The sequence below is a fragment of the Streptomyces sp. EDA2-14 genome (genome assembly GCF_054963755.1).
In genome coordinates this window covers 66,493-90,078 of the sequence record NZ_JBUEGE010000019.1, presented here as the reverse complement: position 1 = coordinate 90,078, position 23,586 = coordinate 66,493, and the positions used below count along the sequence as shown (strand labels likewise).

At 71.0% G+C, this 23,586-nt stretch carries 17 protein-coding genes; 5 read left to right on the top strand and 12 right to left on the bottom strand.

Going from position 1 to position 23,586, the window contains the following annotated elements; translation table 11 throughout:
• Positions 1-298: 298 nt before the first annotated feature.
• Positions 299-2,206: a translational GTPase TypA gene (gene typA / locus ACY34M_RS33235; RefSeq protein ID WP_462722097.1), complete on the bottom strand. Its 1,908-nt coding sequence runs from the start codon at positions 2,204-2,206 to the stop codon at positions 299-301.
• Between the two features lie 174 nt (positions 2,207-2,380).
• A complete protein-coding gene (locus ACY34M_RS33230) occupies positions 2,381-4,672 on the bottom strand; it encodes an ABC transporter family substrate-binding protein (protein WP_462722098.1) in 2,292 nt (763 codons plus the stop codon).
• A 296-nt stretch (positions 4,673-4,968) separates the two neighbouring features.
• Here ACY34M_RS33230 and ACY34M_RS33225 point away from each other — a divergent pair, with 296 nt between their 5' ends.
• The 4 genes from ACY34M_RS33225 to ACY34M_RS33210 all read left to right on the top strand — a co-directional run bounded on the left by ACY34M_RS33225 (position 4,969) and on the right by ACY34M_RS33210 (position 8,917).
• Positions 4,969-5,265 (top strand): hypothetical protein, encoded by a 297-nt coding sequence (locus ACY34M_RS33225; protein ID WP_462722099.1) that lies wholly within the window; start codon positions 4,969-4,971, stop codon positions 5,263-5,265.
• Between the two features lie 91 nt (positions 5,266-5,356).
• Positions 5,357-6,199, top strand: coding sequence for a hypothetical protein (locus tag ACY34M_RS33220; RefSeq protein ID WP_462722100.1), 843 nt, complete (start codon positions 5,357-5,359; stop codon positions 6,197-6,199).
• 16 nt (positions 6,200-6,215) lie between these two features.
• Positions 6,216-8,147 carry a fumarate reductase/succinate dehydrogenase flavoprotein subunit gene (locus tag ACY34M_RS33215; protein WP_462722101.1) on the top strand — a complete coding sequence of 644 codons (1,932 nt, stop codon included), beginning with the start codon at positions 6,216-6,218 and terminating at the stop codon, positions 8,145-8,147.
• Positions 8,144-8,917 (top strand): succinate dehydrogenase/fumarate reductase iron-sulfur subunit, encoded by a 774-nt coding sequence (locus ACY34M_RS33210; RefSeq protein ID WP_462722102.1) that lies wholly within the window; start codon positions 8,144-8,146, stop codon positions 8,915-8,917. Before ACY34M_RS33215 ends, ACY34M_RS33210 begins: the two co-directional genes overlap by 4 nt.
• 173 nt (positions 8,918-9,090) lie before the next feature.
• On the opposite strand, the gene argG is transcribed toward ACY34M_RS33210, so the two are convergent.
• The 8 genes from argG to ACY34M_RS33170 form a co-directional block, all read right to left on the bottom strand.
• Positions 9,091-10,536, bottom strand: a complete 1,446-nt coding sequence (gene argG, locus ACY34M_RS33205) for an argininosuccinate synthase (RefSeq protein WP_462722103.1) — start codon at positions 10,534-10,536, stop codon at positions 9,091-9,093.
• Between the two features lie 90 nt (positions 10,537-10,626).
• Entirely contained in the window at positions 10,627-13,431 is a 2,805-nt protein-coding gene (locus ACY34M_RS33200; RefSeq protein WP_462722104.1) for a SpoIIE family protein phosphatase, read from the bottom strand.
• A gap of 210 nt (positions 13,432-13,641) precedes the next feature.
• Positions 13,642-14,058: an ATP-binding protein gene (locus tag ACY34M_RS33195; protein ID WP_462722105.1), complete on the bottom strand. Its 417-nt coding sequence runs from the start codon at positions 14,056-14,058 to the stop codon at positions 13,642-13,644.
• Between the two features lie 144 nt (positions 14,059-14,202).
• Complete coding sequence (locus tag ACY34M_RS33190) at positions 14,203-14,631, bottom strand: (deoxy)nucleoside triphosphate pyrophosphohydrolase (protein ID WP_462722106.1); 429 nt, start codon at positions 14,629-14,631, stop codon at positions 14,203-14,205.
• A gap of 21 nt (positions 14,632-14,652) precedes the next feature.
• Positions 14,653-14,847 carry an SPOR domain-containing protein gene (locus ACY34M_RS33185; protein WP_462722107.1) on the bottom strand — a complete coding sequence of 65 codons (195 nt, stop codon included), beginning with the start codon at positions 14,845-14,847 and terminating at the stop codon, positions 14,653-14,655.
• A 227-nt stretch (positions 14,848-15,074) separates the two neighbouring features.
• Positions 15,075-16,802 (bottom strand): purine-cytosine permease family protein, encoded by a 1,728-nt coding sequence (locus ACY34M_RS33180; RefSeq protein ID WP_462722108.1) that lies wholly within the window; start codon positions 16,800-16,802, stop codon positions 15,075-15,077.
• A 159-nt stretch (positions 16,803-16,961) separates the two neighbouring features.
• Positions 16,962-17,714, bottom strand: a complete 753-nt coding sequence (locus tag ACY34M_RS33175; RefSeq protein ID WP_462722109.1) for a GntR family transcriptional regulator — start codon at positions 17,712-17,714, stop codon at positions 16,962-16,964.
• Between the two features lie 227 nt (positions 17,715-17,941).
• Positions 17,942-19,066 carry a threonine synthase gene (locus ACY34M_RS33170; RefSeq protein ID WP_462722110.1) on the bottom strand — a complete coding sequence of 375 codons (1,125 nt, stop codon included), beginning with the start codon at positions 19,064-19,066 and terminating at the stop codon, positions 17,942-17,944.
• A 241-nt stretch (positions 19,067-19,307) separates the two neighbouring features.
• Between ACY34M_RS33170 and ACY34M_RS33165 the strand changes: the two genes are divergently transcribed.
• A complete protein-coding gene (locus ACY34M_RS33165; RefSeq protein WP_462722111.1) occupies positions 19,308-21,929 on the top strand; it encodes a glycosyl hydrolase family 65 domain-containing protein in 2,622 nt (873 codons plus the stop codon).
• Here ACY34M_RS33165 and ACY34M_RS33160 read toward each other — a convergent pair.
• Together ACY34M_RS33160 and ACY34M_RS33155 are read right to left on the bottom strand one after the other, a co-directional pair.
• Entirely contained in the window at positions 21,866-23,326 is a 1,461-nt protein-coding gene (locus ACY34M_RS33160; RefSeq protein WP_462722112.1) for a sodium:solute symporter family protein, read from the bottom strand. The genes ACY34M_RS33165 and ACY34M_RS33160 overlap by 64 nt on opposite strands.
• Positions 23,323-23,556 (bottom strand): hypothetical protein, encoded by a 234-nt coding sequence (locus ACY34M_RS33155; RefSeq protein ID WP_462722113.1) that lies wholly within the window; start codon positions 23,554-23,556, stop codon positions 23,323-23,325. The genes ACY34M_RS33160 and ACY34M_RS33155 overlap by 4 nt, the downstream gene beginning before the upstream one ends.
• Positions 23,557-23,586 lie beyond the last annotated feature (30 nt).

Sequence of the window (23,586 nt, the reverse complement as noted above, 5' to 3'; positions counted from 1 at the left end):
GACCACACTCTTTTGGTCTCGGTTCGATCACACCTGATGTGTACTTCTCCCAAAATCCGGACAAACCGATCCTAGATAGAGGGTCACGAAACGGACGTGTTACATACCTATCGACCATCGGCGTCCGCATTCCGAACTGCGGGCCGGACTTAATCAGTTGCGCTCGGACAGAATTTGACCCGCCGTTGGGAGAGATCAAACCGAGACGTATCACTGCGCGTAGACCGGGTGCAGACTAGCGGCAACGCAAAGGGCCCGGCACCCCCTCTCGGGGATGCCGGGCCCTGCTGCCGTCAGGTCAGTTGTGCTTGGCGCGCGAGGCCGAGCGGCCGCGCTCCTTCTGGTCCAGGACGACCTTGCGGATGCGGACGGCCTCCGGGGTCACCTCGACGCACTCGTCGTCGCGGCAGAACTCCAGGGACTGCTCCAGGGAGAGCTTGCGGGCCGGGACGACGTTCTCCGTCGAGTCCGCGGACGCCGCACGCATGTTGGTGAGCTTCTTCTCCTTGGTGATGTTCACGTCCATGTCGTCGGCGCGCGAGTTCTCACCGACGATCATGCCCTCGTACACCTCGGTGCCGGGCTCGGTGAACAGCACACCGCGCTCCTGGAGGTTGATCATCGCGAAGGGGGTGACCGAGCCGGCGCGGTCGGCGACCAGCGAACCGTTGTTACGGGTCGTCAGCGTGCCGAACCACGGCTCGTGGCCCTCGTGGATGGAGTGGGCGATGCCCGTGCCGCGGGTGTTCGTCAGGAACTCCGTACGGAAGCCGATGAGGCCGCGGGAGGGGACCACGAACTCCATGCGGACCCAGCCGGAGCCGTGGTTCGACATGTTGTCCATGCGGCCCTTGCGGACGCCCATGAGCTGCGTGACGGCGCCCATGTGCTCCTCGGGGACGTCCACCGTGAGGCGCTCGACGGGCTCGTGCGTCTTGCCGTCGACCTCCTTGGTGACGACCTGCGGCTTGCCGATGGTCAGCTCGAAGCCCTCACGGCGCATCTGCTCGACGAGGATGGCCAGCGCCAGCTCACCGCGGCCCTGCACCTCCCAGGTGTCGGGACGCTCGGTGTCGAGGACGCGCAGCGAGACGTTACCGATCAGCTCGCGGTCCAGGCGGTCCTTGACCTGGCGGGCGGTGACCTTGCGGTCCTTGACGCTGTTCTTCGCGTCGGCGCCCTTGCCGCCACCACCACGGCCGACCAGCGGCGAGGTGTTCGTACCGATGGTCATGGAGATCGCGGGCTGGTCCACCGTGATCAGCGGCAGGGCGACCGGGTTCTCCGGGTCGGCCAGGGTCTCGCCGATCATGATGTCGGGGATGCCCGCGACGGCGCAGATGTCACCGGGGCCCGCCTTCTCGGCGGGCTTGCGGGTCAGCGCCTCCGTCATCAGCAGCTCGCTGATGCGGACGTTCTGGACCTCGCCGTCGCGCTTCATCCAGGCCACGGTCTGGCCCTTGCGCAGCTCGCCCTGCTCGACGCGGAGCAGCGCGATACGGCCGAGGAAGTTGTCGGCGTCCAGGTTCGTGACGTGCGCCTGGAGCGGGGCCTCCTCCTCGTAGGTGGGGGCCGGGATGTGCTCCAGGATCGTACTGAAGAACGGCTGGAGGTTCGTGGAGTCGGCCGGGACCGTGCCGTCCTCCGGCTTGGTCAGCGAGGCGACGCCGTCACGGCCGCAGGCGTAGACGATCGGGAACTCGATCTGGTCCTCGTCGGCGTCGAGGTCGAGGAAGAGGTCGTAGGCCTCGTTGACGACCTCGTCGATGCGCGAGTCGGGGCGGTCCGTCTTGTTGATGCACAGGATGACGGGGAGCCGCTGCTGGAGCGCCTTGCGCAGCACGAAGCGGGTCTGCGGCAGCGGGCCCTCGGAGGCGTCGACGAGGAGGACGACACCGTCGACCATCGACAGACCGCGCTCGACCTCGCCACCGAAGTCGGCGTGGCCGGGGGTGTCGATGATGTTGATCGTGATCGGGTCCCCGCCGTCCTTGGGGTGATACTTCACCGCCGTGTTCTTGGCGAGGATCGTGATGCCCTTCTCACGCTCCAGGTCGTTCGAGTCCATCACGCGGTCGTCGACCGACTCCAGCTGGTGGGCGGCGAAGGCACCGGCCTGCTTCAGCATGCCGTCGACGATGGTGGTCTTGCCGTGGTCGACGTGGGCGACGATGGCGACGTTACGGATGTCGTGGCGCGTGGCCATAGTGAGGCGTACTCCCGGAGTGAGTGGTCGGCTGCGCGTACATTGCTTTACGCGCGCCCTGCCGGGCTGGACATGCCACGGCCTCACCCCATGCTACGTGTCTTGGCGGCCACCGGCTCAGCCGGGCCGGACGGACCGCCTCCGAAGCGGCGGCCCGTCCGGCAAAGCCGCAGGTCAGTCGGTGTCCTGGGTGGGCGAGCCGACGGCCTTCGCCCCCTGCTTCAGGAAGCCGATGTCCTCGTAGGAGGGCTCCTGGAAGCCGAACGCCCCCGCGTTCACCAGATTCGCCTTCGCCGCCACCAGTTCGGGCCGCTGGTACAGCGGAATCGATCCTGCAGCGGCCCAGATGCGCTCGTCGGCCTGCCGGACGAGCGAGCGCTCCTTCTCCTCGTCGAGCTCCCCTGCGGCCTGGTCGAAGAGCTGGTCGATGTGGTCGGTGCCGACCCGCGTGTAGTTCTGCTCGACCGTGAGCTCGCCGTCGGCGGCCGGGACCGGCTTGGCGTAGATCGGACGGCCGTCGGTCGCCGGGTAGGCGGAACCGGGCCACGAGTACAGCGCCAGGTCGTAGTCGCCGGCCGCGATGTGGTCCTTGAAGTAGCTTGCGTCGTCGACCTTGGTGATGTCGGTGCGGATGCCGACCTTCTGCAGCATGGCCGAGATCCGGTCGGCGACGGACTGCAGCTGGGCCGCGTCGGGACCGGACGGCAGCACGAAGTTCAAGGTCAGCGGCTTGCCGTCCTTGGCCATCAGCCCGGCGGCGGCGCCCGCCTCTGCGCCCTCCTTGCCGGCGGAGTCGTCGGAGCCCTTGGCTGCGGCCTGCTGCGGGGCGGGGGTCCCCTTCGGGGCGTACGCGCCGGGGGCGGCCCCCTGCTTGGCGTCGCTCGCGTGCTTCCCCTCCTGCGCCGCGTCGGCCTGGTGCAGCAGCGCGGAGTGCTGGGCGGCGGCGAGGGGGCCGGGGCCGAACAGCGGGGGCGCGGCGTCGCCGGGCTTCGCGTCGTCCGCCGCCTTCTGGTCGTCCTCGCCCATGATGTACGTGCCGTCGCCGGACTCGGCCGCGGCGCCCTGCGCCTTGCTGCCCGCCGTCTTGGGCTTCTCCTTCTTCTCCTCGACCGCGCCGCCGCGCTCCCAGCCCGCCTCCGCGAGCAGGGCCTGCGCCTTGTCGGCGTCCTGCTTGCCGAGCGCGTCGCTGTTGTCGGCGTACGCGGGCTGGCCGGACAGGGCGAGGTGGCTGCCGACGGTGGCGGCCGGGAGGCCGAGCGGCTTGAGGACGCTCTCGGCGAGCTTCGAACGGTCGAGGGCGCGGGCGACGGCCTGGCGCACCCGCTCGTCGGCGAGGGGGCCCGTCGACCCGTTCAGGGCGAGCTGGGTGTAGGCGGGTTCGAGCGACTTGCGGACGACGAAGCCGTCCAGTGCCGCCTGCTCCTTCGCGTACTTCTTGACGGCCTTGCGGGTCTTGGCGCGGGCCTCGAGCTCCGCGTCCGCGACCTCCCAGTCCTCGTTGTGCGCACGCGCCCAGGAGCGCAGCGCCTCGCCGGAGGTGACACCGGCCCCGGGTCCGTGCGCGAGCGGGCCCGAGGAGCCCTTGTCGCGGGCGGCGTACGCGATGCGCTCGGCGCCCTGCGGGTCGATGTCGGCCAGGTCGAGCTTGCCCGCGGCGAGCGCGGCGGCCCGCTTGTCGCGCGGCACGGCCTTTAGCTTGACCTTCTCCAGCTTGGCGGGGCGGCCCCACCAGCGGGGGTTGCGCTCCAGCGAGACCTGCTTGTCGCCCCGGTCGACCTTGTCGAGCGCGAAGGGGCCCGCGGTCACTTTGAGTTTGCTGCGCGCGCCCTCGTTGAAGGCGTCCGGCGACCCCATGACGTCCTTGGGGTACAGCGGCGAGAACAGCGAGCGCCAGTCCGCGTACGGCTTGGCGAACGTGACCCGCACCTCCAGGTCGTTGGCGCCGCGCTCGACCTTCTCGATCCGGTTGTAGCCCGCGTTGTGGGCGGTCCAGTACGCGCTGTTCTTCCCCGACAGGGCGCGCCACTGCGCGGCGAAGTCGGCGGCGCCGATCTCCCGGCCGTCGCTCCACACCGCCTGCTGGTTCAGCTTGTAGAGCACGACCTGCTTGGGCTCGGTCTTCACGACCTCGGCCTTCTCCAGGTAGTCGGAGTCGGCCTGCGGGCGTCCCTCGGCGTCGAGCCGGAACATCGACGGCAGCACGGCTCCGGTGACCCGGCTCGTGGCCGCGTCGGCGTCGGCCTGGAAGGAGTTGAGGGTCTTCGGCACGTCGTCGACCGCCCACCGCAGCGTGCCGCCGTCCTTGATGTGGCTGCGGGCCGCCGAGGCGACGTCGGGCCCGGCGGCGGGCCGGCCCGAATCGTCGTCGGAGCCGCAGCCCGCGAGGGCGGTCACGGCGAGCGCGCCGCTCACGAGGAACGCGGCCGAGCGTGCGGCGGCTCCTGGGCGCCTTGGGACATGGGGCATCACGGGTACCTCCGGGGCTGGCCGGTTTTGTCTCGTTTGGCGGTATATGGAGCTGATCACATCTATCGGCCAACTGAAGTGGATCCGAACGCGGCGGCCGCACGACACGCCCGCACGGCACCGCGAAGCCACCCGAGCGGCCCAAAGAACGCCCTCCCGGGCGGCGCGAATTCGCGGGCGCGCACCACGGCGTACACCGGCAATCCGCACGGATCCCTTCACAAACGGCAATGTGACGCGCGACACTCGCAGGCGCATGAGCATCTCCGCCGCACCAGCGGAAGTGAGGCCAAGTCATGTCCCTGCACGACGACTTGACGGCGGTTCAGCACTGTGTCGACGAGCTGGCGCGCGCCGTGGGGCGCCTGCAACCCCAGCTCGAAGGCGTCGCGGGCGGCCCGGATCTGCGCCGGGTACGCGCCGACACCGAGCATCTGCGCGAGAGCGTCGCCCTGCTGAGCGAGTCGGCCGCGAGCGGCGGCGCGCCGCAGCGCCCCGAACTCGTGACCATCCCCGACGCCCCGTACGACAGCTCCCTGTGGACCGACTCGGACGACGAGGGGCTCGGCGCGCGGGACCGGCACGCACCCTGATCCGCCCCCGTCCACCCCCGTCCCCCGTCCCCCCGTCCCCCGTCCCCCGTCCCCCGTCCCTCGTCCCTCGTCCCTGCGAGCGGAGGCTTCGTTGGCCACCGGCACGGAACCCACCAGCACCGAAGACCCCCATACCGAAGGCGGCACCGGCGTCCGGGGCCGGACGCGTGCCGCGATCGCCGCGCCCCATCTGCGCACGGACCGCTGGTGGCTGGCTCCGGCTGCGACCGCGGGCGGGCTGCTCGCGTTCATCGTCTACTCGACGTGGCGGGCCTTCGCGAACGCCGACTACTACGCGGCCCCGTACGTCTCGCCGTTCTACTCGCCGTGCCTCGCGGAGAACTGCGAGCCGATGCGGCACGGACCCAACTGGGAGGTCTTCGGCGGCTGGTGGGGCCTGTCCCCCGCGCTGCTGATCCTGATCTTCCCGCTCGGCTTCCGGCTGACCTGCTACTACTACCGCAAGGCCTACTACCGCGGCTTCTGGGCCTCACCGCCTGCCTGCGCGGTGGCGGAGCCGCACAAGAAGTACAGCGGCGAGACGAAGTTCCCGCTGATCCTGCAGAACATCCACCGCTACTTCTTCTACGCGGCCGTCCTCGTCGCCTGCATCCTCAGCTACGACACCGTGCTGTCGTTCCGCGACGAGAACTACGAGTGGGGCCACATGGGCCTCGGAACCCTGGTCTTCCTCGTCAACATCGCGCTGATCTGGGCTTACACGATCTCCTGCCACTCGTGCCGGCACATCGTCGGCGGCCGCCTCAAGCACTTCTCGAAACACCCGGTGCGCTACCGGCTCTGGGGCTGGGTGGGCAGGCTCAACGCCCGTCACATGCTGCTCGCGTGGGCCTCCCTGGTGAGCGTCGCGCTCGCCGACTTCTACGTGTACCTGGTCGCGTCCGGGGTCTTCGACGATCCGCGGTTCTTCTAATGGTTGGGGCCAACTGATGAGTGCGGTTGAGCGGCAGCAGTGGGATGTTGTCGTGGTGGGCGCCGGTGGCGCCGGGCTGCGCGCCGCGATCGAGGCGCGCGAGCGGGGTGCCCGTACGGCGGTGATCTGCAAGTCCCTGTTCGGCAAGGCCCACACGGTGATGGCGGAGGGCGGCATCGCCGCCTCCATGGGCAATGTGAACTCCGGGGACAACTGGCAGGTGCACTTCCGCGACACGATGCGCGGCGGCAAATTCCTCAACCAGTGGCGGATGGCGGAGCTGCACGCGCAGGAAGCGCCCGACCGGGTCTGGGAGTTGGAGACCTGGGGCGCCCTGTTCGACCGCACCGGCGACGGGCGGATCTCGCAGCGCAACTTCGGCGGGCACGAGTACCCGCGGCTCGCGCACGTCGGCGACCGCACCGGGCTCGAACTGATCCGCACCCTCCAGCAGAAGATCGTCCAGCTCCAGCAGCAGGACTTCCGTGAGACCGGCGACTACGAGTCCGGCCTCAAGGTCTTCCAGGAGTGCACGGTCACCCGCGTCCTGAAGGACGAGGAAGGCCAGGTCTCGGGCACCTTCTGCTACGAACGCGAGAGCGGCCGCTTCTTCGTCATCGAGGCGCCGAGCGTGGTCCTCGCCACCGGCGGCATCGGCAAGTCCTTCAAGGTGACGTCGAACTCGTGGGAGTACACGGGCGACGGCCACGCGCTCGCCCTGCTCGCCGGGGCTCCCCTGCTCAACATGGAGTTCGTGCAGTTCCACCCGACGGGCATGGTCTGGCCGCCGTCGGTGAAGGGGATCCTGGTCACGGAGTCGGTCCGCGGCGACGGCGGGGTGCTGCGCAACTCCGAGGGCAAGCGGTTCATGTTCGACTACGTCCCCGACGTCTTCAAGGAGAAGTACGCGCAGTCGGAGGAGGAGGGCGACCGCTGGTACGAGGACCCGGACCACAACCGCCGGCCCCCTGAACTGCTGCCCCGCGACGAGGTGGCACGCGCCATCAACGCGGAGGTGAAGGCGGGCCGCGGCTCTCCGCACGGCGGCGTCTTCCTCGACGTGTCGACCCGGATGCCCGCCGAGGTGATCCGGCGCCGACTGCCTTCCATGTACCACCAGTTCAAGGAGCTGGCGGACGTCGACATCACGGCCGAGGCGATGGAGGTCGGGCCGACCTGTCACTACGTGATGGGCGGCATCGCCGTCGACTCGGACACGGCGGCGGCGCGCGGAGTGCCGGGCCTGTACGCGGCCGGCGAGGTGGCCGGCGGCATGCACGGCTCGAACCGGCTCGGCGGCAATTCCCTCTCCGACCTGCTGGTCTTCGGCCGCAGGGCGGGACTGCACGCGGCGGAGTACGCGACCTCGCGCGCGGCGCGTGCGGAGGTCGCCGACGAGCAGATCGACACCGCGGCGGCCGAGGCGCTGCGGCCCTTCTCCGCGGAGGGCCCGGAGGAGGGCGTCGCGCCCGAGAACCCGTACACCCTGCACCAGGAGCTCCAGCAGACGATGAACGACCTCGTCGGCATCATCCGGCGGGAGGCCGAGATGGAGCAGGCGCTGCGCAAGCTCGCGGATCTGCGGGTGCGGGCGCGGCGGGCCGGGGTCGAGGGACACCGCCAGTTCAATCCGGGCTGGCACCTGGCGCTCGACCTGCGGAACATGCTGCTGGTCAGCGAGTGCGTCGCGCGCGCCGCCCTGGAGCGCACCGAGTCGCGCGGCGGGCACACCCGCGAGGACCATCCGGCGATGAACCGGGAGTGGCGCCGGGCGAATCTGCTCTGCCGGCTCCGGGACCCCTCCGGCGGCCTTGCGGCCACGGACCCGGTGCGCGGCCAGATCACGCTCACCCGCGAGACCACCGAACCGATCCGCCCCGACCTGCTCGCCCTGTTCGAGAAGGAGGAGCTGGTGAAGTACCTGGCCGAAGAGGAGCTTTTCGAGTGAGCAGCTACGAGGCGGCCTTCCGGGTGTGGCGGGGCGACGTCGGCGGGGGCGGCCTGAAGGACTTCACGGTCGAGGTGAACGACGGCGAGGTGGTCCTCGACATCATCCACCGGCTGCAGGCGACGCAGGCACCCGATCTTGCGGTCCGCTGGAACTGCAAGGCGGGCAAGTGCGGTTCGTGCTCGGCGGAGATCAACGGACGGCCGCGCCTGATGTGCATGACCCGCATGTCGGTCTTCGACCGCGCCGACACGATCACGGTCACGCCGCTGCGCGCCTTCCCCGTCGTCCGCGATCTCGTCACCGACGTCGGCTTCAACTACCGCAAGGCCCGCGAGGTCCCGGCGTTCGTGCCGCCCGCCGGGGTCGGTCCCGGTGAGTACCGGATGATGCAGGAGGACGTCGACCGCTCGCAGGAGTTCCGCAAGTGCATCGAGTGCTTCCTGTGCCAGGACACCTGCCATGTCGTCCGTGACCACGAGGACAACAAGACGGCCTTCGCGGGTCCCCGCTTCCTGATGCGCGTCGCGGAACTGGACATGCATCCGCTGGACGCGGCCGCCGAGGACGGTCTGGACCGCAAGACGACCGCCCAGGACGAGCACGGCCTCGGCTACTGCAACATCACCAAGTGCTGCACGGAGGTCTGCCCCGAGGGCATCCGCATCACGGACAACGCCCTGATTCCGCTGAAGGAGCGGGCGGCCGACCGCAAGTACGACCCGGTGGTCTGGCTGGGCAACAAGATCCGCCGCCGCGGCGGGAATTGACAAGCCCCTGCGGCGATTGAGCAGCGGGGTCAGGGGCAGAGCCCAGAGGCGTGCACGGCCGGTGCCGCCGCCATAACGGCCGGTGCCGCCGCCATAACGGCCGGTGCCGCCGCCATATACGAAGGGGCACCCCGTGGCCGGGGTGCCCCTTCGTCGCCGGTTGTCCGACGGAGTCAGTCCGTGCCGGATTCCATCGCCGCGCGGTCCAGCGCCTCGTCCTCGGCGGAGGCCTCACCGCGGGAGGCGATGGCCTGGGCGCCGCCCTCCGGCATGGTGCCGATCAGGCCGGTCACGGCCGCCTGAGCGGCACCGGAGACCGGGCTGCCCGAGCCGAGCAGGCCGATGCCCGCGTACTGCTCGAGCTTGCCGCGCGAGTCGGCGATGTCGAGGTTGCGCATGGTCAGCTGGCCGATCCGGTCGACCGGACCGAACGCCGAGTCCTCGGTGCGCTCCATGGAGAGCTTGTCCGGGTGGTACGAGAACGCCGGGCCCGTGGTGTCGAGGATCGAGTAGTCCTCGCCGCGCCGCAGCCGCAGGGTGACCTCACCGGTGATCGCGGCGCCGACCCAGCGCTGCAGCGACTCCCGGATCATCAGGGCCTGCGGGTCCAGCCAGCGGCCCTCGTACATCAGGCGGCCGAGGCGCCGGCCTTCCGCGTGGTACTGGGCGACCGTGTCCTCGTTGTGGATCGCGTTGACCAGGCGCTCGTACGCGGCGAACAGCAGGGCCATGCCCGGCGCCTCGTAGATGCCGCGGCTCTTGGCCTCGATGATCCGGTTCTCGATCTGGTCGGACATGCCCAGGCCGTGGCGGCCGCCGATCGCGTTGGCCTCCATGACCAGGTCGACGGCGGAGGCGAACTCCTTGCCGTTGATCGTGACCGGGCGGCCCTTCTCGAAGCCGATCGTGACGTCCTCGGTGGGGATCTCGACCGAGGGGTCCCAGAACTTGACGCCCATGATCGGCTCGACCGTCTCCAGCGAGACGTTCAGGTGCTCGAGGGTCTTCGCCTCGTGCGTGGCACCCCAGATGTTGGCGTCCGTGGAGTACGCCTTCTCCGCCGAGTCCCGGTAGGGCAGGCCGTGGGCGACGAGCCACTCCGACATCTCCTGCCGGCCGCCGAGCTCGGTCACGAAGTCCGCGTCGAGCCACGGCTTGTAGATCCGCAGGTTCGGGTTGGCGAGCAGGCCGTAGCGGTAGAACCGCTCGATGTCGTTGCCCTTGTACGTCGAGCCGTCGCCCCAGATCTGGACGTTGTCCTCCAGCATCGCCCGCACCAGGAGCGTGCCGGTGACCGCGCGGCCCAGCGGCGTCGTGTTGAAGTACGCGCGACCGCCGGAGCGGATGTGGAACGCGCCGCAGGTCAGCGCGGCGAGGCCCTCCTCGACAAGAGCGGCCTTGCAGTCGACGGCACGCGCGATCTCGGCACCGTACGCCTTGGCGCGGCTCGGCACGCCGTCGATGTCGGGCTCGTCGTACTGGCCGATGTCGGCGGTGTACGTGCACGGGACGGCGCCCTTGTCACGCATCCACGCGACGGCGACCGACGTGTCGAGGCCGCCCGAGAAGGCGATGCCGACGCGCTCGCCGGCCGGGAGGGAGGTGAGGACCTTGGACATAGGAAGAGTATGCATGAGAATGCATGACCATGCAACGGGGGTCGGAGCGATGTGCTCCGCGTCACCACCACCGACCGGCCGGAAAGGCGCTCAGAACAGGCTGAGCAGCGCCTCCGTCGGATCCGCGAGGGACGACTCCCCGTCCGGCAGCGGCAGCTCGAACCAGACCGTCTTGCCGCGCGGCGTGCGGCGCGAGCCCCACGCGGCGCTCAGCAGACCGACGAGCTGAAGGCCACGGCCGCCCTCGTCCGTGTCGCGCGCCCGGCGCCTGCGCGGCTGCACGAGACCCGCGTCCCACACCTCGCAGACCAGCGTCCGGTCGAGGAGCAGACGGAGCCTGATGTCGCCCTCGCCGTACCGCAGCGCATTGGTGACCAGCTCGCTGACCAGCAGCTCCGACGTGTCGACGAGCGGGTCGAGACCCCAGCTGACCAGCTGCGCCCGCGCGTACTCGCGGGCGCGGCCGACGGACTTCGGCTCGCGCGGCAGCGTCCAGTCGCCGACGTTCCCCTTGGGCAGCCCCTGGACCCGGGCCATGAGGAGCGCGATGTCGTCCTCGCCGTGGTGGGTGTCGAGGGTGTTCAGGACGTGGTCGCAGACGTCCTCCAGGGCCGGGGAGGGGTCGTCGAGCGCCGCGCGGAAGGCGGAGAGGCCCTCGTCCAGCGGGTGGTCGCGGGACTCGACAAGGCCGTCCGTGTAGAGGGCGAGCAGCGCGCCCTCCGGCAGCTCCACCTCCACCTCCTCGAACGGTTCGCCGCCGACGCCGAGCGGCATCCCCGGCGGCACGTCGAGCATGAGCGCGCCCTCGCCGGGTTCGACGAGGACGGGCGGCAGGTGGCCCGCGTTGGCGAAGGTGCAGCGCCGGGTGACCGCGTCGTACACCGCGTAGACACAGGTGGCGAGGTACACCTCGGAGAGGTCCTCGCCGCCGAAGGAGCGTGCGCTGCGGGCGGGGCGGGTGCCCTGCTGGACGCCGCCGGGGGTGCCGAGACCGCGGGCGATCTCGTCCAGCGCGCTGAGCACTTCGGCGGGTTCGAGGTCGAGCAGGGACAACGTGCGTACGGCGGTGCGCAGTTCGCCCATGGCGACGGCGGCGCGCAAGCCCCGCCCCATGACGTCGCCGACGACCAACGCGGTGCGGTGTCCGGGCAGTTCGATGACGTCGAACCAGTCGCCGCCGACCTCGGTCGCGGCGTTGCCCGGCCGGTAGCGGCAGGCGATGTCGAGGCCGGCCGCCTCCGGGTCGTCCGGCGGCAGCAGGGAGCGCTGGAGGATCAGCGCACGCTCGTGCTCGCGGCGGTACAGGCGCGCGTTGTCGATACAGACCGCGGCGCGCGCGGCCAGCTCCATGGCGAGCGAGCGGTCCCGCTCGGTGAACGGCTCGCTGCCCTTCGTACGGGAGAACTGCACGAGCCCGACGACCGTGTCGTGCGCGACCATCGGCACGGCGAGCGTGGACTGCACGAGGCCGCGCTGCTCGGTGGGGAGCGTCTGCGGGCGCGCGGTGCGCAGGGCGTGCGCGCAGGCGGAGTTGAACGAGAAGCGGTGCACCGCCCCGACGTTGACGGGGGCCTCGCCGCCCAGTTCGAGGAACGGCACGTCGGCGACGGCGCTCGCGGCGGCCACCCGGCGCAGTTCGGCGCTGCCGTCGGCGAGGCCGGGCGGGGCCTCGTCGCCCGCGAGCAGCCCCTGGTACAGGTCGACGGAGGCGATGTCGCAGAAGCCGGGGACGACGACGTCGAGGAGTTCGCGGGCGGTCGTCTCCAGGTCCAGCGAGTTGCCGATGCGGGAGCCCGCCTCGTTCAGGAGCGCAAGATTGCGGCGGGCGTGCGCGGCCTCGCGGGCGGCGGCGTGCCTGCGGGTGACGTCGGTGGCGAGGCCCGCGACGCCGATGGGGCGGCCCGAGCCGCTGTGTACGCGGTAGAGGTTGATGGACCAGTGCCGCCGCTCGGTGGACTCCGGGGCGGGGCCCACCAGTTGCATGTCGGTGACCGCGTCGCCCGTCTCCAGGACCCGGCGCAGCGCGCCCTGCACGCGGTCGGCCTCGTGCCGCGGCAGATAGTCGTGGACGGTGCGGCCCCGGTGGTCGTCGACGTGTCCGCCGAAGACCGAGGTGAACGTGCGGTTGGTGCGCTGGACCTTGAGGTCGGTGCCGAACAGCAGGAAGCCGAAGGGAGATTGGCCGAAAATCGCCTGCGAGGCGGCGAGGTCGGTCTCGATGTGACGCAGCGTCCGCACGTCGACGACGATGCACACCGCGGCGCGCTCGCCGGACTCGGTGGTCGTCGGCATCACATAGATCTCGGCGAGCCCGGTCGGGCCCGCGTCCGCGACGAGCGGCGCCTGCCCACGCGGCTGCTCCTCCGCTTCCGCCGCCGCCGTCGGCAAGCGGAACGGGACGACGCCCGTCCACTCCTGCCCGTCCAGGATCTCCGCCATCTTGCGGTGGCCGCGCTCGCGGAGGTCCTCGGCGACGAACGCCTCGATGGGGTCCTTGCCCACGGCGTCCTCGGGCGCGATCCCGAAGAGCTGGGCGGCCCGCCGGCTCCACTGGTCGATCGCTCCGTCGGGGCCGATCGAGAAGGAGGCGACCTTGATGTAGTCGTAGATCGATCCCGGCGGGCTCGCCTGCCAGAGGTCGGTCCGGCCGAAGGATTCCTCGGACAGGCCTTCGGGGATGCCCGTGGAGGTGCCCGACGAAGACCGCGGGGCCGGCTCCGGGGTCGGCTCCGCCCGCTCCGTGCCCGCGGCGTCAGGACCGTCGCCGGCCCGCGGCGCCTGCTGCGCACGCGGCGTCGACGCCTTGCCCGAGGGGCCCTCGGACACCCTGCTCTTCGCTGGTATCTCGCTCACGCGAACCGTCCCCTCCAGCTCACCGCGTCCGGCACCGGTCACCGAGGCGGCTGCACACAGTATCCAGCACTACGGAGCCGCGCAACACGGTGTTCACGATCACACCATGGTCCCGACGCTTTTTGGCCCGTCGGGACCGACTGTTTCCGTACCCGGGGTGCGGGTGGGCCCACACACGGCATCTCACGCGCGCCCCTCTCACCACCGTCTGTCCCACTCGGGGCGTCCCTAACCCGACGGCCGCGGGAGCCGTCACGAAGGCAGGGCGAGCTCGAACCAGACGGTCTTCCCGCCGGCCCCCTCGCCGCCGGGCCGCGTGCCCCAGCGCCGCGAGACCTCGGTCACCAGCTGGAGCCCGCGCCCGCCCTCCTCGTCGGGGGCCGCGGCGCGGGCGCAGGGCGGGTCGGGCAGCGGGTCGGAGACCTCCACCAGGAGGACGCCGGGGGATCCGGGCGGGCAGCCGAGCCGTACGCCGATGGGCCCGGACGCGTACCGCAGGGAATTGGTCACCAGCTCGCTGACCAGCAGAGCGGCGACGTCGGCCAGCTCGTCGAGCCCCCACTCCACAAGCTGTGTACGCACCTCGGCACGCGCCCTGCGGACGGCCGACGGATCGGCCGGAAAGGCCCACTCGGCGCGGTCGCCTTCGGTGTGGAGCACGCGGATCACTTCCCTGGCCCACTGAGGGCCGTGTCCGGTTTCATAGGGTTAATAGGGATATACCCGGACGGAGTGGCGCACTATCGCGAAGTGGGGTGCGCGGTGGCACGGACGGCGTAGGCGTGGCGCGTGCGAAGCGCGCACAAGCCCCTGTCAGTCGAGGTCGAGCCCCTGTCGGGCGCGATCCCGCAGGACCTCCTTCACCGCGGGAACGTCCTGGTCGAGCCAGTCCACGGACCACACCTCGTCCGACGTCAGCAGGCGCAGCTCGTCGTGGTCCTGGAGGGGGCTCGGGGTGCCGGAGCGCAGGGCGCAGCGCCAGACACGCAGGACGTATCCGGGCTTCAGCGGCCATTCGCCGGGCACCCGCGCGAGCGGTTCGGCCTCGATGCCGAGTTCTTCGCGCAGTTCGCGGACGAGCGCCTGCTCCGGGGACTCGCCCGGCTCGACCTTTCCGCCGGGCAGCTCCCAGCGGCCCGCGAGTTCGGGGGGTGCGCTGCGCCGGGCGGCAAGCAGCCGGTGCTCGGTGTCGTACAGGGCCGCGGCGACCACGACGGTCGATGACGGTGACTCAGGGGGCATGCGCCGGAGCCTATGCCCGCGTCAGTGCGCCGTGCTGCTCCGCCCCTGCTCCAGGCGCTCCACCCAGTACGTGGGCTGGTGGCCCCTGCGGACGTCGAGACTGTCGGCCATGCGCTGGGCCTCGGCCCTCGTCGCGTAGCGGCCCACGCGGTAGCGGTTGCCGTTGTCGTCCTCGCGGATGACCAGCCACGGAAGTGTGGTCGTGCTGTCGCTCATCGCGCCCCGCCCTTCCCCGACCGCACCGGCCCCGACTCGCATCGCGTCCTGCCTCCCAGCCCCGAGGAAACCGCAAACCGCATATGCCCGAGCCTACGCCTGACCTTTACTCAACGGATACGGATTGGCACAAAGAGATACGCAACAAGCCATCGGCCGGGTACGAGGGCGACAGAACAAGGGGGCGCACCAGGTGGATGCGCCCCCTTGTACCCCCCGCGTACGTCTCAGGGCGTGCGGACCGTGGGCATCGGCATCAGCACCGGTTCGTCCGCCGGCCGCTTGGTGCAGACGTCGCCGCACTCCGCGTCGAGGGAACAACAGAGCGAGCAGATCGGGCCGGAGTGGGCCGGGCAGTCGGCGATGTCCGGGAGTTCGTACGCCGTCTCGCAGACGCCGCACGTGTGGGTGGCGGTGATGTCGGTGCCCGCTGCGAACTCGACGTCCGGGCCGTTCACCGGGTTCGGCCGCGCCAGGTAGTACCTGCCCTTGGTGGCCCACGCGATGAGCGGGCAGAGCAGCAGCGCGAGACCTGCGGCGATGAAGGTGGAGAAGGCCTCCGCGTACTCGCCGAAGACCCCGAAGAACGCCGTGATCGAGACGGCCGATGCGATCGTCATCGCGCCGAACCCGGCCGGGTTCACCGCGTACAGGTACGCCCGCTTGAACTCGATGTACTTGGGGCTCCAGCCCACCCGCTTGTTGATGACGAGGTCGGCGGCGACGGCCGCGATCCAGGCGATGCCCACGTTGGAGTAGAAGCCGAGCAGCTTGTTGAGCGCGGCGAACATGTTCAGTTCCATCAGCGTGAGCGCGATGGCGAGGTTGAGGAAGATGTACCAGACGCGGCCGGGGTGACGGTGGGTCACGCGGGAGAAGAAGTTCGACCAGGACAGCGAACCGCTGTACGCGTTGGTGACGTTGATCTTGATCTGCGAGACCACCACGAAGAGCGCGGCGACCGGCAGCGCGACCGAGCCGAGCCACGGCTTGAGCGCCTCGACCTGCGGCGCGATGGGTTCGAGCGCGTGCGTTTTGCCGACGGCCTCCAGGGCCACGAAGGCGAGGAGCGCGCCGCCGATCTGCTTGGCGGCGCCGATGACCACCCAGCCGGGCCCGGCCGCGAGAACGGCCAGATTCCACCGCTTCCGGTTCGCCTCCGTCTTGGCCGGCATGAACCGGAGGTAGTCGGCCTGTTCGCCGATCTGCGCGATGAGCGAGAGCGCGACACCGGTGCCGAGCCCGAAGCCGATCCAGGAGAAGCCGCTGCCCGCGCCCTCGGTCCCGCCGAAGTGCGTGAACTCACCGAAGGAACCCGGCGAGTGGAAGAGCAGGATCACGAAGGGCAGGACCAGACCGATCAGCCAGATCGGCTGCGTCCACGCCTGCACCTTGGCGAGCGCGCCCATCCCGCGGAACACGATCGGGATCACGATCAGCGTGGTGACCAAGTACCCGATGGGCAGCGGCAGTCCAAACACCTCGTGCATCGCCTGCGCCATGATCGAGCCTTCGAGCGCGAAGAAGATGAAGGTGAACGAGGCGTAGATGAGGGACGTGAGCGTCGAGCCGAAGTAGCCGAAGCCCGCGCCCCGCGTGATCAGGTCCATGTCCAGGCCGTACTTGGCGCAGGCCCGGGCGATCGGGATGCCGGTGGTGAAGATGATCGTCGCCGCGCACAGGATCGAGGCGAGTCCGCTGGTGAACCCGTAGGTGAAGACGATGGAGGCGCCGATCGCGAAGTCCGCGAGGTAGGCGATGCCGCCGAGCGCGGTGGAGGCGACCATGGTCGGGGACCAGCGCCGGTAGGAGTGGGGCGCGTAGCGCAGCGAGTAGTCCTCGCGGGACTCGTCGGCGGCCAGCTTGGCGTAACTGCGCTTCGGCGGCTGCCCGTCGGGCGGGCCTGTCGGTGGCCCGGACGCGGGGTCTGCGTGGGATACGGCGGTCTCGGTCATGGCGGCTACCCGTTCCTCCGTCGGCGGTATACCAAATACCTACGGAGGGGGAAGGTAGGAGCCGTACATGACAATCCGCGGCAGCCCCCGATTGCCTGCCTGTTACGGGAGCCGACCCCCGGTTAACTCGGCATCACGCGGCGCCGCGGACGCCCCGCGTCACTTCACCGGCAGGTGGTACGCGATCCGGTAGCGGTCGGCCGGGACCACCACGTCGGCCGTCTCGACCGGCCGGCCCGAGGCGAAGAAGGTCCGGTGGATGACGATCACGACATGCCCCGGTACGCCGCCGAGCGCGCTCAACTCCTCGGCGAGGCCGGGGCGGGCGGCCACTTCCTCCGTCACGTTGTCCACGATCACGTCGATCGCCGCCATGCGCTCGGCCACCCCGCAGCCGCCGAGCGGGCCCTCCTCGGGAAGCATCACCGGCGTACGCCCCGTCACGGCGAGCGGCTCCCAGGACGTCGCGAGCATCATCGCCTCGCCCGCGTCCCGGTACACGTACTTGGTGCGCATCACGCGGTCGCCCGTGCGGATCGCGAGGCGCTCCGCCACGGGGGCCGCCGCGTCGACCTGCTCGCTGCGCGACTCCCAGGTCCCCCGCGCCTCCGGGTCGGCCTGCTCCTGCCGGAACGGCGTGGACCCACTGCTCGGCCGGTAGCCGGAGCGGGCGACGCGGCGCGGAGCGGGCAGCTCGCGCACGTACGTCCCCGAACCGGACCGGCCCTCGACGAGCCCCTCCGCCATCAGGACCTTGCGGGCCTCCAGGGCCACCGTGTCCGAAACCCCGTACTCCTCGCGGATCTTGGCCTGTGAGGGAAGACGGGTGTGCGGCGGCAGCGAACCACTGACGATCTTCTTGCGGAGATCACCCGCAACGCGGAGATAGGCCGGCTGCTCACCGAATGTCACTGGTTGTCCCCTCAGATCCCCATCAGATTGACAGACAGCAACAGCGTGGCAACCGTGGGTTGAGGCGTGCAAGCGAAGGCCAGAGAATCACTCGATGTGATGACTTCCAAGGTCAGAGGCCTTTACGCAGCGACTTTGCCCAGGTAGTGCAGCATTCACACATCGGAGCAGGCTTCGAGCATGCATACGCTTCCGGCTTCGCGCGTGCGTCCCGGTTCGTTGACGGTTCATCCGTTTCCGGGGACGAGGCCCGTCTTGAGCCCGGCACCGCACAGCGGAACCACGGCGCCGCGCCCGCCGAGCGCGCCGCCGTCGCGGACCGCGGCCCAGCACACCGCCGAGGTCGACTCGACGTACAGCCCACGGGATGCGAGGTCGAGTTGGGCGTGCCGGATCTGGTCCTCCGTCACCGTGTGGAAGGCACCGCCCGACTCCCGTACGGCGCGCAGGATCTGGCGGGCGCGCGGCGGGTTCGGGATGGCGATGCCCTCGGCGGCGGTCGGGGCGGGGGCCGCGTCGACGACGATCTCGTCCGAGCCCGCCTGCCAGGCGCGGGCCAGCGGGGCGACCGCCGCCGACTGCACGGCGTGCAGGGCCGGGCGGCGGTCGATGAGCCCGGCGTGGTGCAGTTCGGCGACGGCGAGGGCGGCGCCGAGCAGCAGCGTTCCGTTGCCGACGGGGAGCACCAGTGTCTCGGGGAGGCGGCCGCCCATGTCCTCCCAGATCTCGTGCACGTACGTCTTCGTGCCGTGCAGGAAGTACGGGTTGTAGACGTGGCTCGCGTAGAACACCCCGTCCTCGTCTGCCGCCGCGCGCGCGGCGCGGGCCGTGGCCTCGCGGTCGCCCGGCACCACCTCGACGCGGGCGCCGTGCGCCCGGATCTGCTCCAGCTTCTTGGCGGACGTGCCCTCGGGGACGTAGACGGTGCAGGCGAGGCGGGCGCGGGCGCAGTAGGCGGCGACGGCGGTGCCGGCGTTGCCGCTGCTGTCGGCGATGACGCGTTCGGGGCCGAGGCGGGTGGCGAGGGCGGCGAGCAGTACGGCGCCGCGGTCCTTGAAGGAGAGGGTGGGCAGGAGGAAGTCCAGCTTGGCATCCACTTCGGCGGTGAGCGGCACGAGGGGCGTGCGGCCTTCGCCGAGGGTGCAGTCCGGGCGTGGGAGGGGGAGGCATTCGGCGTAGCGCCACAGGGAGTTGACGCGGCCCGTCAGGGATTTGAGCGGGCCCGGGGTGGGTGAGTAGTCGAGGTCGAGGGGGCCTTGGCAGAGGGGGCAGCGCCAGGTGAGGGTGTGGGCGGGGACGCGGGTGCCGTCGGCGGGGCAGTAGGTGTCGGGGAGGCCGAGGTGGGGGCTCATGGGGTGAGAGTAGGGAACGCGGGGCGTTGTGGTGCGGTGGTCGTTGCCCACGCCTCGGGGCGCCGCCCCGGACCCCGCGCCTCAATCGCCGGCGGGGCTTGATTCTGCCCACCCGCCGCCGGGACCCAAAAGATCGGGGCTCCGCCCCGCACCCCGCTGCTCAATCGCCGCAGGGGCTTAAATTATCCGCACCTCGGCGCGCATACCCGCACATACCGACCTCGCGGCTCACTCTCTCCCCATGAAGTCAGTGCGTCTCGTCGTCATCGCCGCTCTCGCCCTCGGTGCCGGTCTCGTCCCGCCCGCGCAGGCCGCACCGGGCGGCACCGGCTGTGGTGGGCCGGGGTGGACCCTTGGTACGCGGACCGCCGATGCCGGGAGTCCGTACCACGCATACGCGGGGAACGGGTATCTCGGAGTGCGGGTTCCGCCCGGTGGGGCCGGGTACGCGCGGACCGGGGAGGACGGTGACAAGACCGGGTGGCCGCTCTACACGCCGCCGTACGACGGGGCGTTCGTCTCCGGGCTCTACGGGCGGGGGCCGAAGAACACCGCCCACCGCGAGGCCGTCGCCGCACTGCCCACCTGGACCGGGCTCGACGTGCGGGCGCGCGGTGAGACGTACGGGCCGGGCAGCCGCACCACGGGGTACCGGCAGACGCTCGACATGCGCTGCGGCGTCGTGCGTACGGAGGTCACGTGGGTGCACAAGGACGGGAAGCGCACCGACCTCACGTTCGAGGTGCTGGCCGACCGGGCCGATCCGCACGTCGGCGCGGTGCGGCTGCGCGTGAGACCCCACTGGTCGGGCGAGGTCGCCGTCACCGACCGGATCGACGAGCGCGGCGCCCGCCGGATCACCGGCACCGGCAGCGGCCCGGCGGGCAAGCGCACGGCCGCCGTCGGCTTCCGCACGGACGACTCCGGGACCCCGGGCACCGTCGCGACCACGCTCCGCTCCCCCGGCCGCACCCACATCGCCCGCCGCGCCGAGGGCGGGCTCGGCACCAGCCAGTCGGCGGACTTCCGCGCGGCCGACGGCGTCGCGTACGACGTCACGAAGTTCGTGGGAGTGGACACCGGCCTCACGTCGAAGGATCCGCGGGCCGCCGCCCTGCGGGCGTCGAAGCGCGCCGCGGCGGGCGGCTGGGCGGCGCTGGTCGCCCGGCACAACGCCGCCTGGCGCACGCTGTGGGCGTCGGACGTGGAGACGCCGGGCCGCCCCGAACTCCAGTCGCGGCTGCGCGCCGCCCAGTACGGACTGCTCTCCTCGCTGCGCCCCGGCGCCCGCAACAGCATCGCGCCGACCGGACTGAGCAGCGACAACTACGCGGGCATGGTCTTCTGGGACGCCGAGACGTGGATGTATCCGTCGCTGCTCGCCACCCGTCCCGAGCTGGCGAAGCCGGTGCTCGAATACCGGTACCGGACGCGCGGCGCGGCGGCCGACAACGCGCTGAAGACCTCGCAGAAGGGGTTCATGTACCCATGGACCAGCGCGAGTTCGGGTTCCCTGTGGAAGGAGTGCCAGAGCTGGAACCCGCCGCACTGCGTCACCCAGAACCACCTCCAGGGCGACATCGCGCTCGCGGCCTGGCAGTACTACCAGGCGACCGGTGACCGCGCCTGGCTGCGCGAGCGCGGCTGGCCGCTCCTCAAAGGGCTTGCCACGTACTGGAGTTCACGCGTCACCCCGAACGAGAAGGACGGTTCGTACTCGATCAAGGACGTCGCGGGCCCGGACGAGTACAGCAACGGCGTCGACGACGGCGTCTACACGAACGCCGTCGCCGCGACCGCGCTGCGGGACGCCACGAAGGCCGCCCGTCTCGTGGGCGCCGAGGCCCCGGCCGACTGGAAGCGGATCGCCGACCGGCTCCGCATCCCGTACGACCGCGACCGCAAGGTCTTCCTCCAGTACGCCGGGTACGACATCGACAAGGGCGCCGACATCAAGCAGGCGGACGCCGTGCTGCTGCTGTATCCGCTGGACTGGAAGCCGATGCCGAAGGGCGCGGCGGCCGCGACCCTCGACTATTACGCCGCGCACACCGACCGCGACGGACCGGCGATGACGGACTCGGTGCACGCGGTCGCCGCGGCGGGGATCGGTGAGCCGGGCTGCTCGACGTACACCTTCCTGGAGCGGGCCTCGCGGCCGTTCTTCCGCGGTCCGTTCGGCACGTTCTCCGAGTCGCGGGGCGAGAAGGCGGGCGCGGGGGACGCGCTCGCGGGCACGCCCGCGCAGGACTTCCTGACCGGGAAGGGCGGCTTTCTGCAGGTCTTCACGCACGGGCTCACCGGGATGCGGTGGCAGGACGGTGACGCCGTGCGGCTCGATCCGATGCTGCCGCCGCAGTTGTCGAAGGGCGTGAAGGTGAAGGGGCTTCGGTGGCGGGGGCGGACGTACGACGTCGAGATCGGGCCGGAGACCACCACCGTCCGGCTGACCGGTGGCGCGCCGTTCGCCGTCGACACCCCGGACGGGCGCGCGACGGTGACCGGCGCGGGACTCACCCTGCCGACCCGCCGCCCCGACCGCACCCCCACGACCGACCTGGCCCGCTGCAAGACCGCGAAGGCGACGTCGGAGGATCCGGGCCAGTACGCGGGCGCCGCCGTCGACGGCAACCCGGCCACGACCTGGCGCCCGGCCCGACAGGGCGCCTCGCTCACCGTGGATCTCGGCGGCGTGCGCCCGGTGGACCGGGTGCGGGTGACCGGGACGACGGCGTACCGGCTCGAGACCTCGGTGGACGGCGGGCGGTGGGCGCCGTTCGAGGCCGGGGTGGGCGGACGTTACGTGCGGCTCATCGAGACCGGTGAATCGGCGGAGTCCGTCGGCGAGTTGACGGTTTCCTGAGGCCGGGTGCGCAGGAGGAGCTGGGCGCCGGTCGTGACGACGATGTTGACGGCCAGGGCGATCAGGCCGGTGTCCACGGTGCCGACGTCGACGGAGCCGAACGTCAGCCAGGCGAGCACCGCGACGCCGGTCAGGATGCCGATGAGCGCGGGCACGGCCCCGAGCCTGACCTTCTTCGCCAGGCCCATCACGATCGCCGGGGCGAGCTGGGTCAGTCCGCCGTAGGTGAGGAGCAGCAGGTCGGAGAGGAGGCCGGGGCGGGTCAGGCCGAGGACGAGGGCGAGGCCCGCCGCCGCGATCACGCACAGGTGGTTGGTGCGCAGCTGTGTGCGTTCGTTGCGCACGCTCAGCAGGTTGCGCGAGAGCAGGCTGGAGATGCCGACGACGATGGCCGCGGACGGCACCATCGCGGCGGAGGCGGCGGCGACCGCCACGAGTCCGACGAGCCAGCCGGGCAGGGTCTGTCCGGCGAGGGTGAGGGCGACGCCGTTGGGTTCGGTGCCCTTCTTCGCGAGCAGGACGCCGGCGAAGCCGATGACGATCGGGATGCCGAGGGCCACCTGGTAGAGCGGCAGCCAGATCGCGTTGGAGCGCAGCACGCGGCCGCTGCGGGCGGCGAGCACCGGCGGCCACAGGTGGGCCATGGTGCCGAGTCCGCCGCCGATGCCGGAGATGATGACGGCGGTGACGAAGAACGTGCCGTCGTAGCCCTCTTGGTCCAGGGTGAGCAGCTGCGGGTGGCTGTCGCGGATCGTGTCGAAGAGGCCGCCGATGCCGCCGTTGACGGAGAACGCGACGCCCGCGACCAGCACCACGAGCCCGATGATCATCAGCGCGTCCTTGAGGTAGGCGACCCGCGCGATGCCGCGGATGCCGGACCACAGGACGAAGACGACGGTGAGCACGGTGGCGAGGACCATGCTGAGGTTGCCGCCGGTGGCGCTGCCGGTGGCGAGCTGCACGATCATGCCGAGCCCGGTGATCTGCAGTTGCAGGTACGGCAGCAGGAACACGGCGCCGACGACGGCGACGACCTTGCCGAGCAGCGGGCTGCGGTAGCGGTCGACGAAGAAGTCGGCCTGCGTCAAATACCCTCCGCGCTGGCCGAGTTGGCGCATGCGGGGAGCGGTGAAGTACTGGAGCACGAAGTTGATCGCGAGGTAGCAGACCGCGAAGGACGCGGCGACGCCGCCGCCGAACGCGATCCCCGCGAGGCCGAGGAAGCTGAAGGTGGTGAAGGCCTCCCCCGCCTGGAGGAACCAGGTGGTGAAGGTGGAGAAGCCGCGCTTGGCGACGGTCCACTCGCCCAGTTCCTTGCTGGGGGCGCGGCGGCCCGTGACGCCGACCGTCGCGATGGCGACGATGCCGAGGACCGTGATGACCATGGTGCTGTTCACGCGGCGGCCTCCGTCTTCTCCTCGGCCTCGTCCGCGTAGCCGACGGTGGACCGCGTACCGCGGTCCACCAGGGCCAGCGCGACCGTGGTGCCCACGGTCCAGAGCAGGCACCACACCAGGACGGACGGGAGGCCGAACCACAGGTGCGGACCGTTGACGAACGGGAGGAACGGGGTGCTGAGGAACGCCAGGACGGGCACTGCGGCCCAGAGCGCGTGCGGAGATCTCATCGGGGCTCCAGCTGAGGGGAGTTGAGCGCG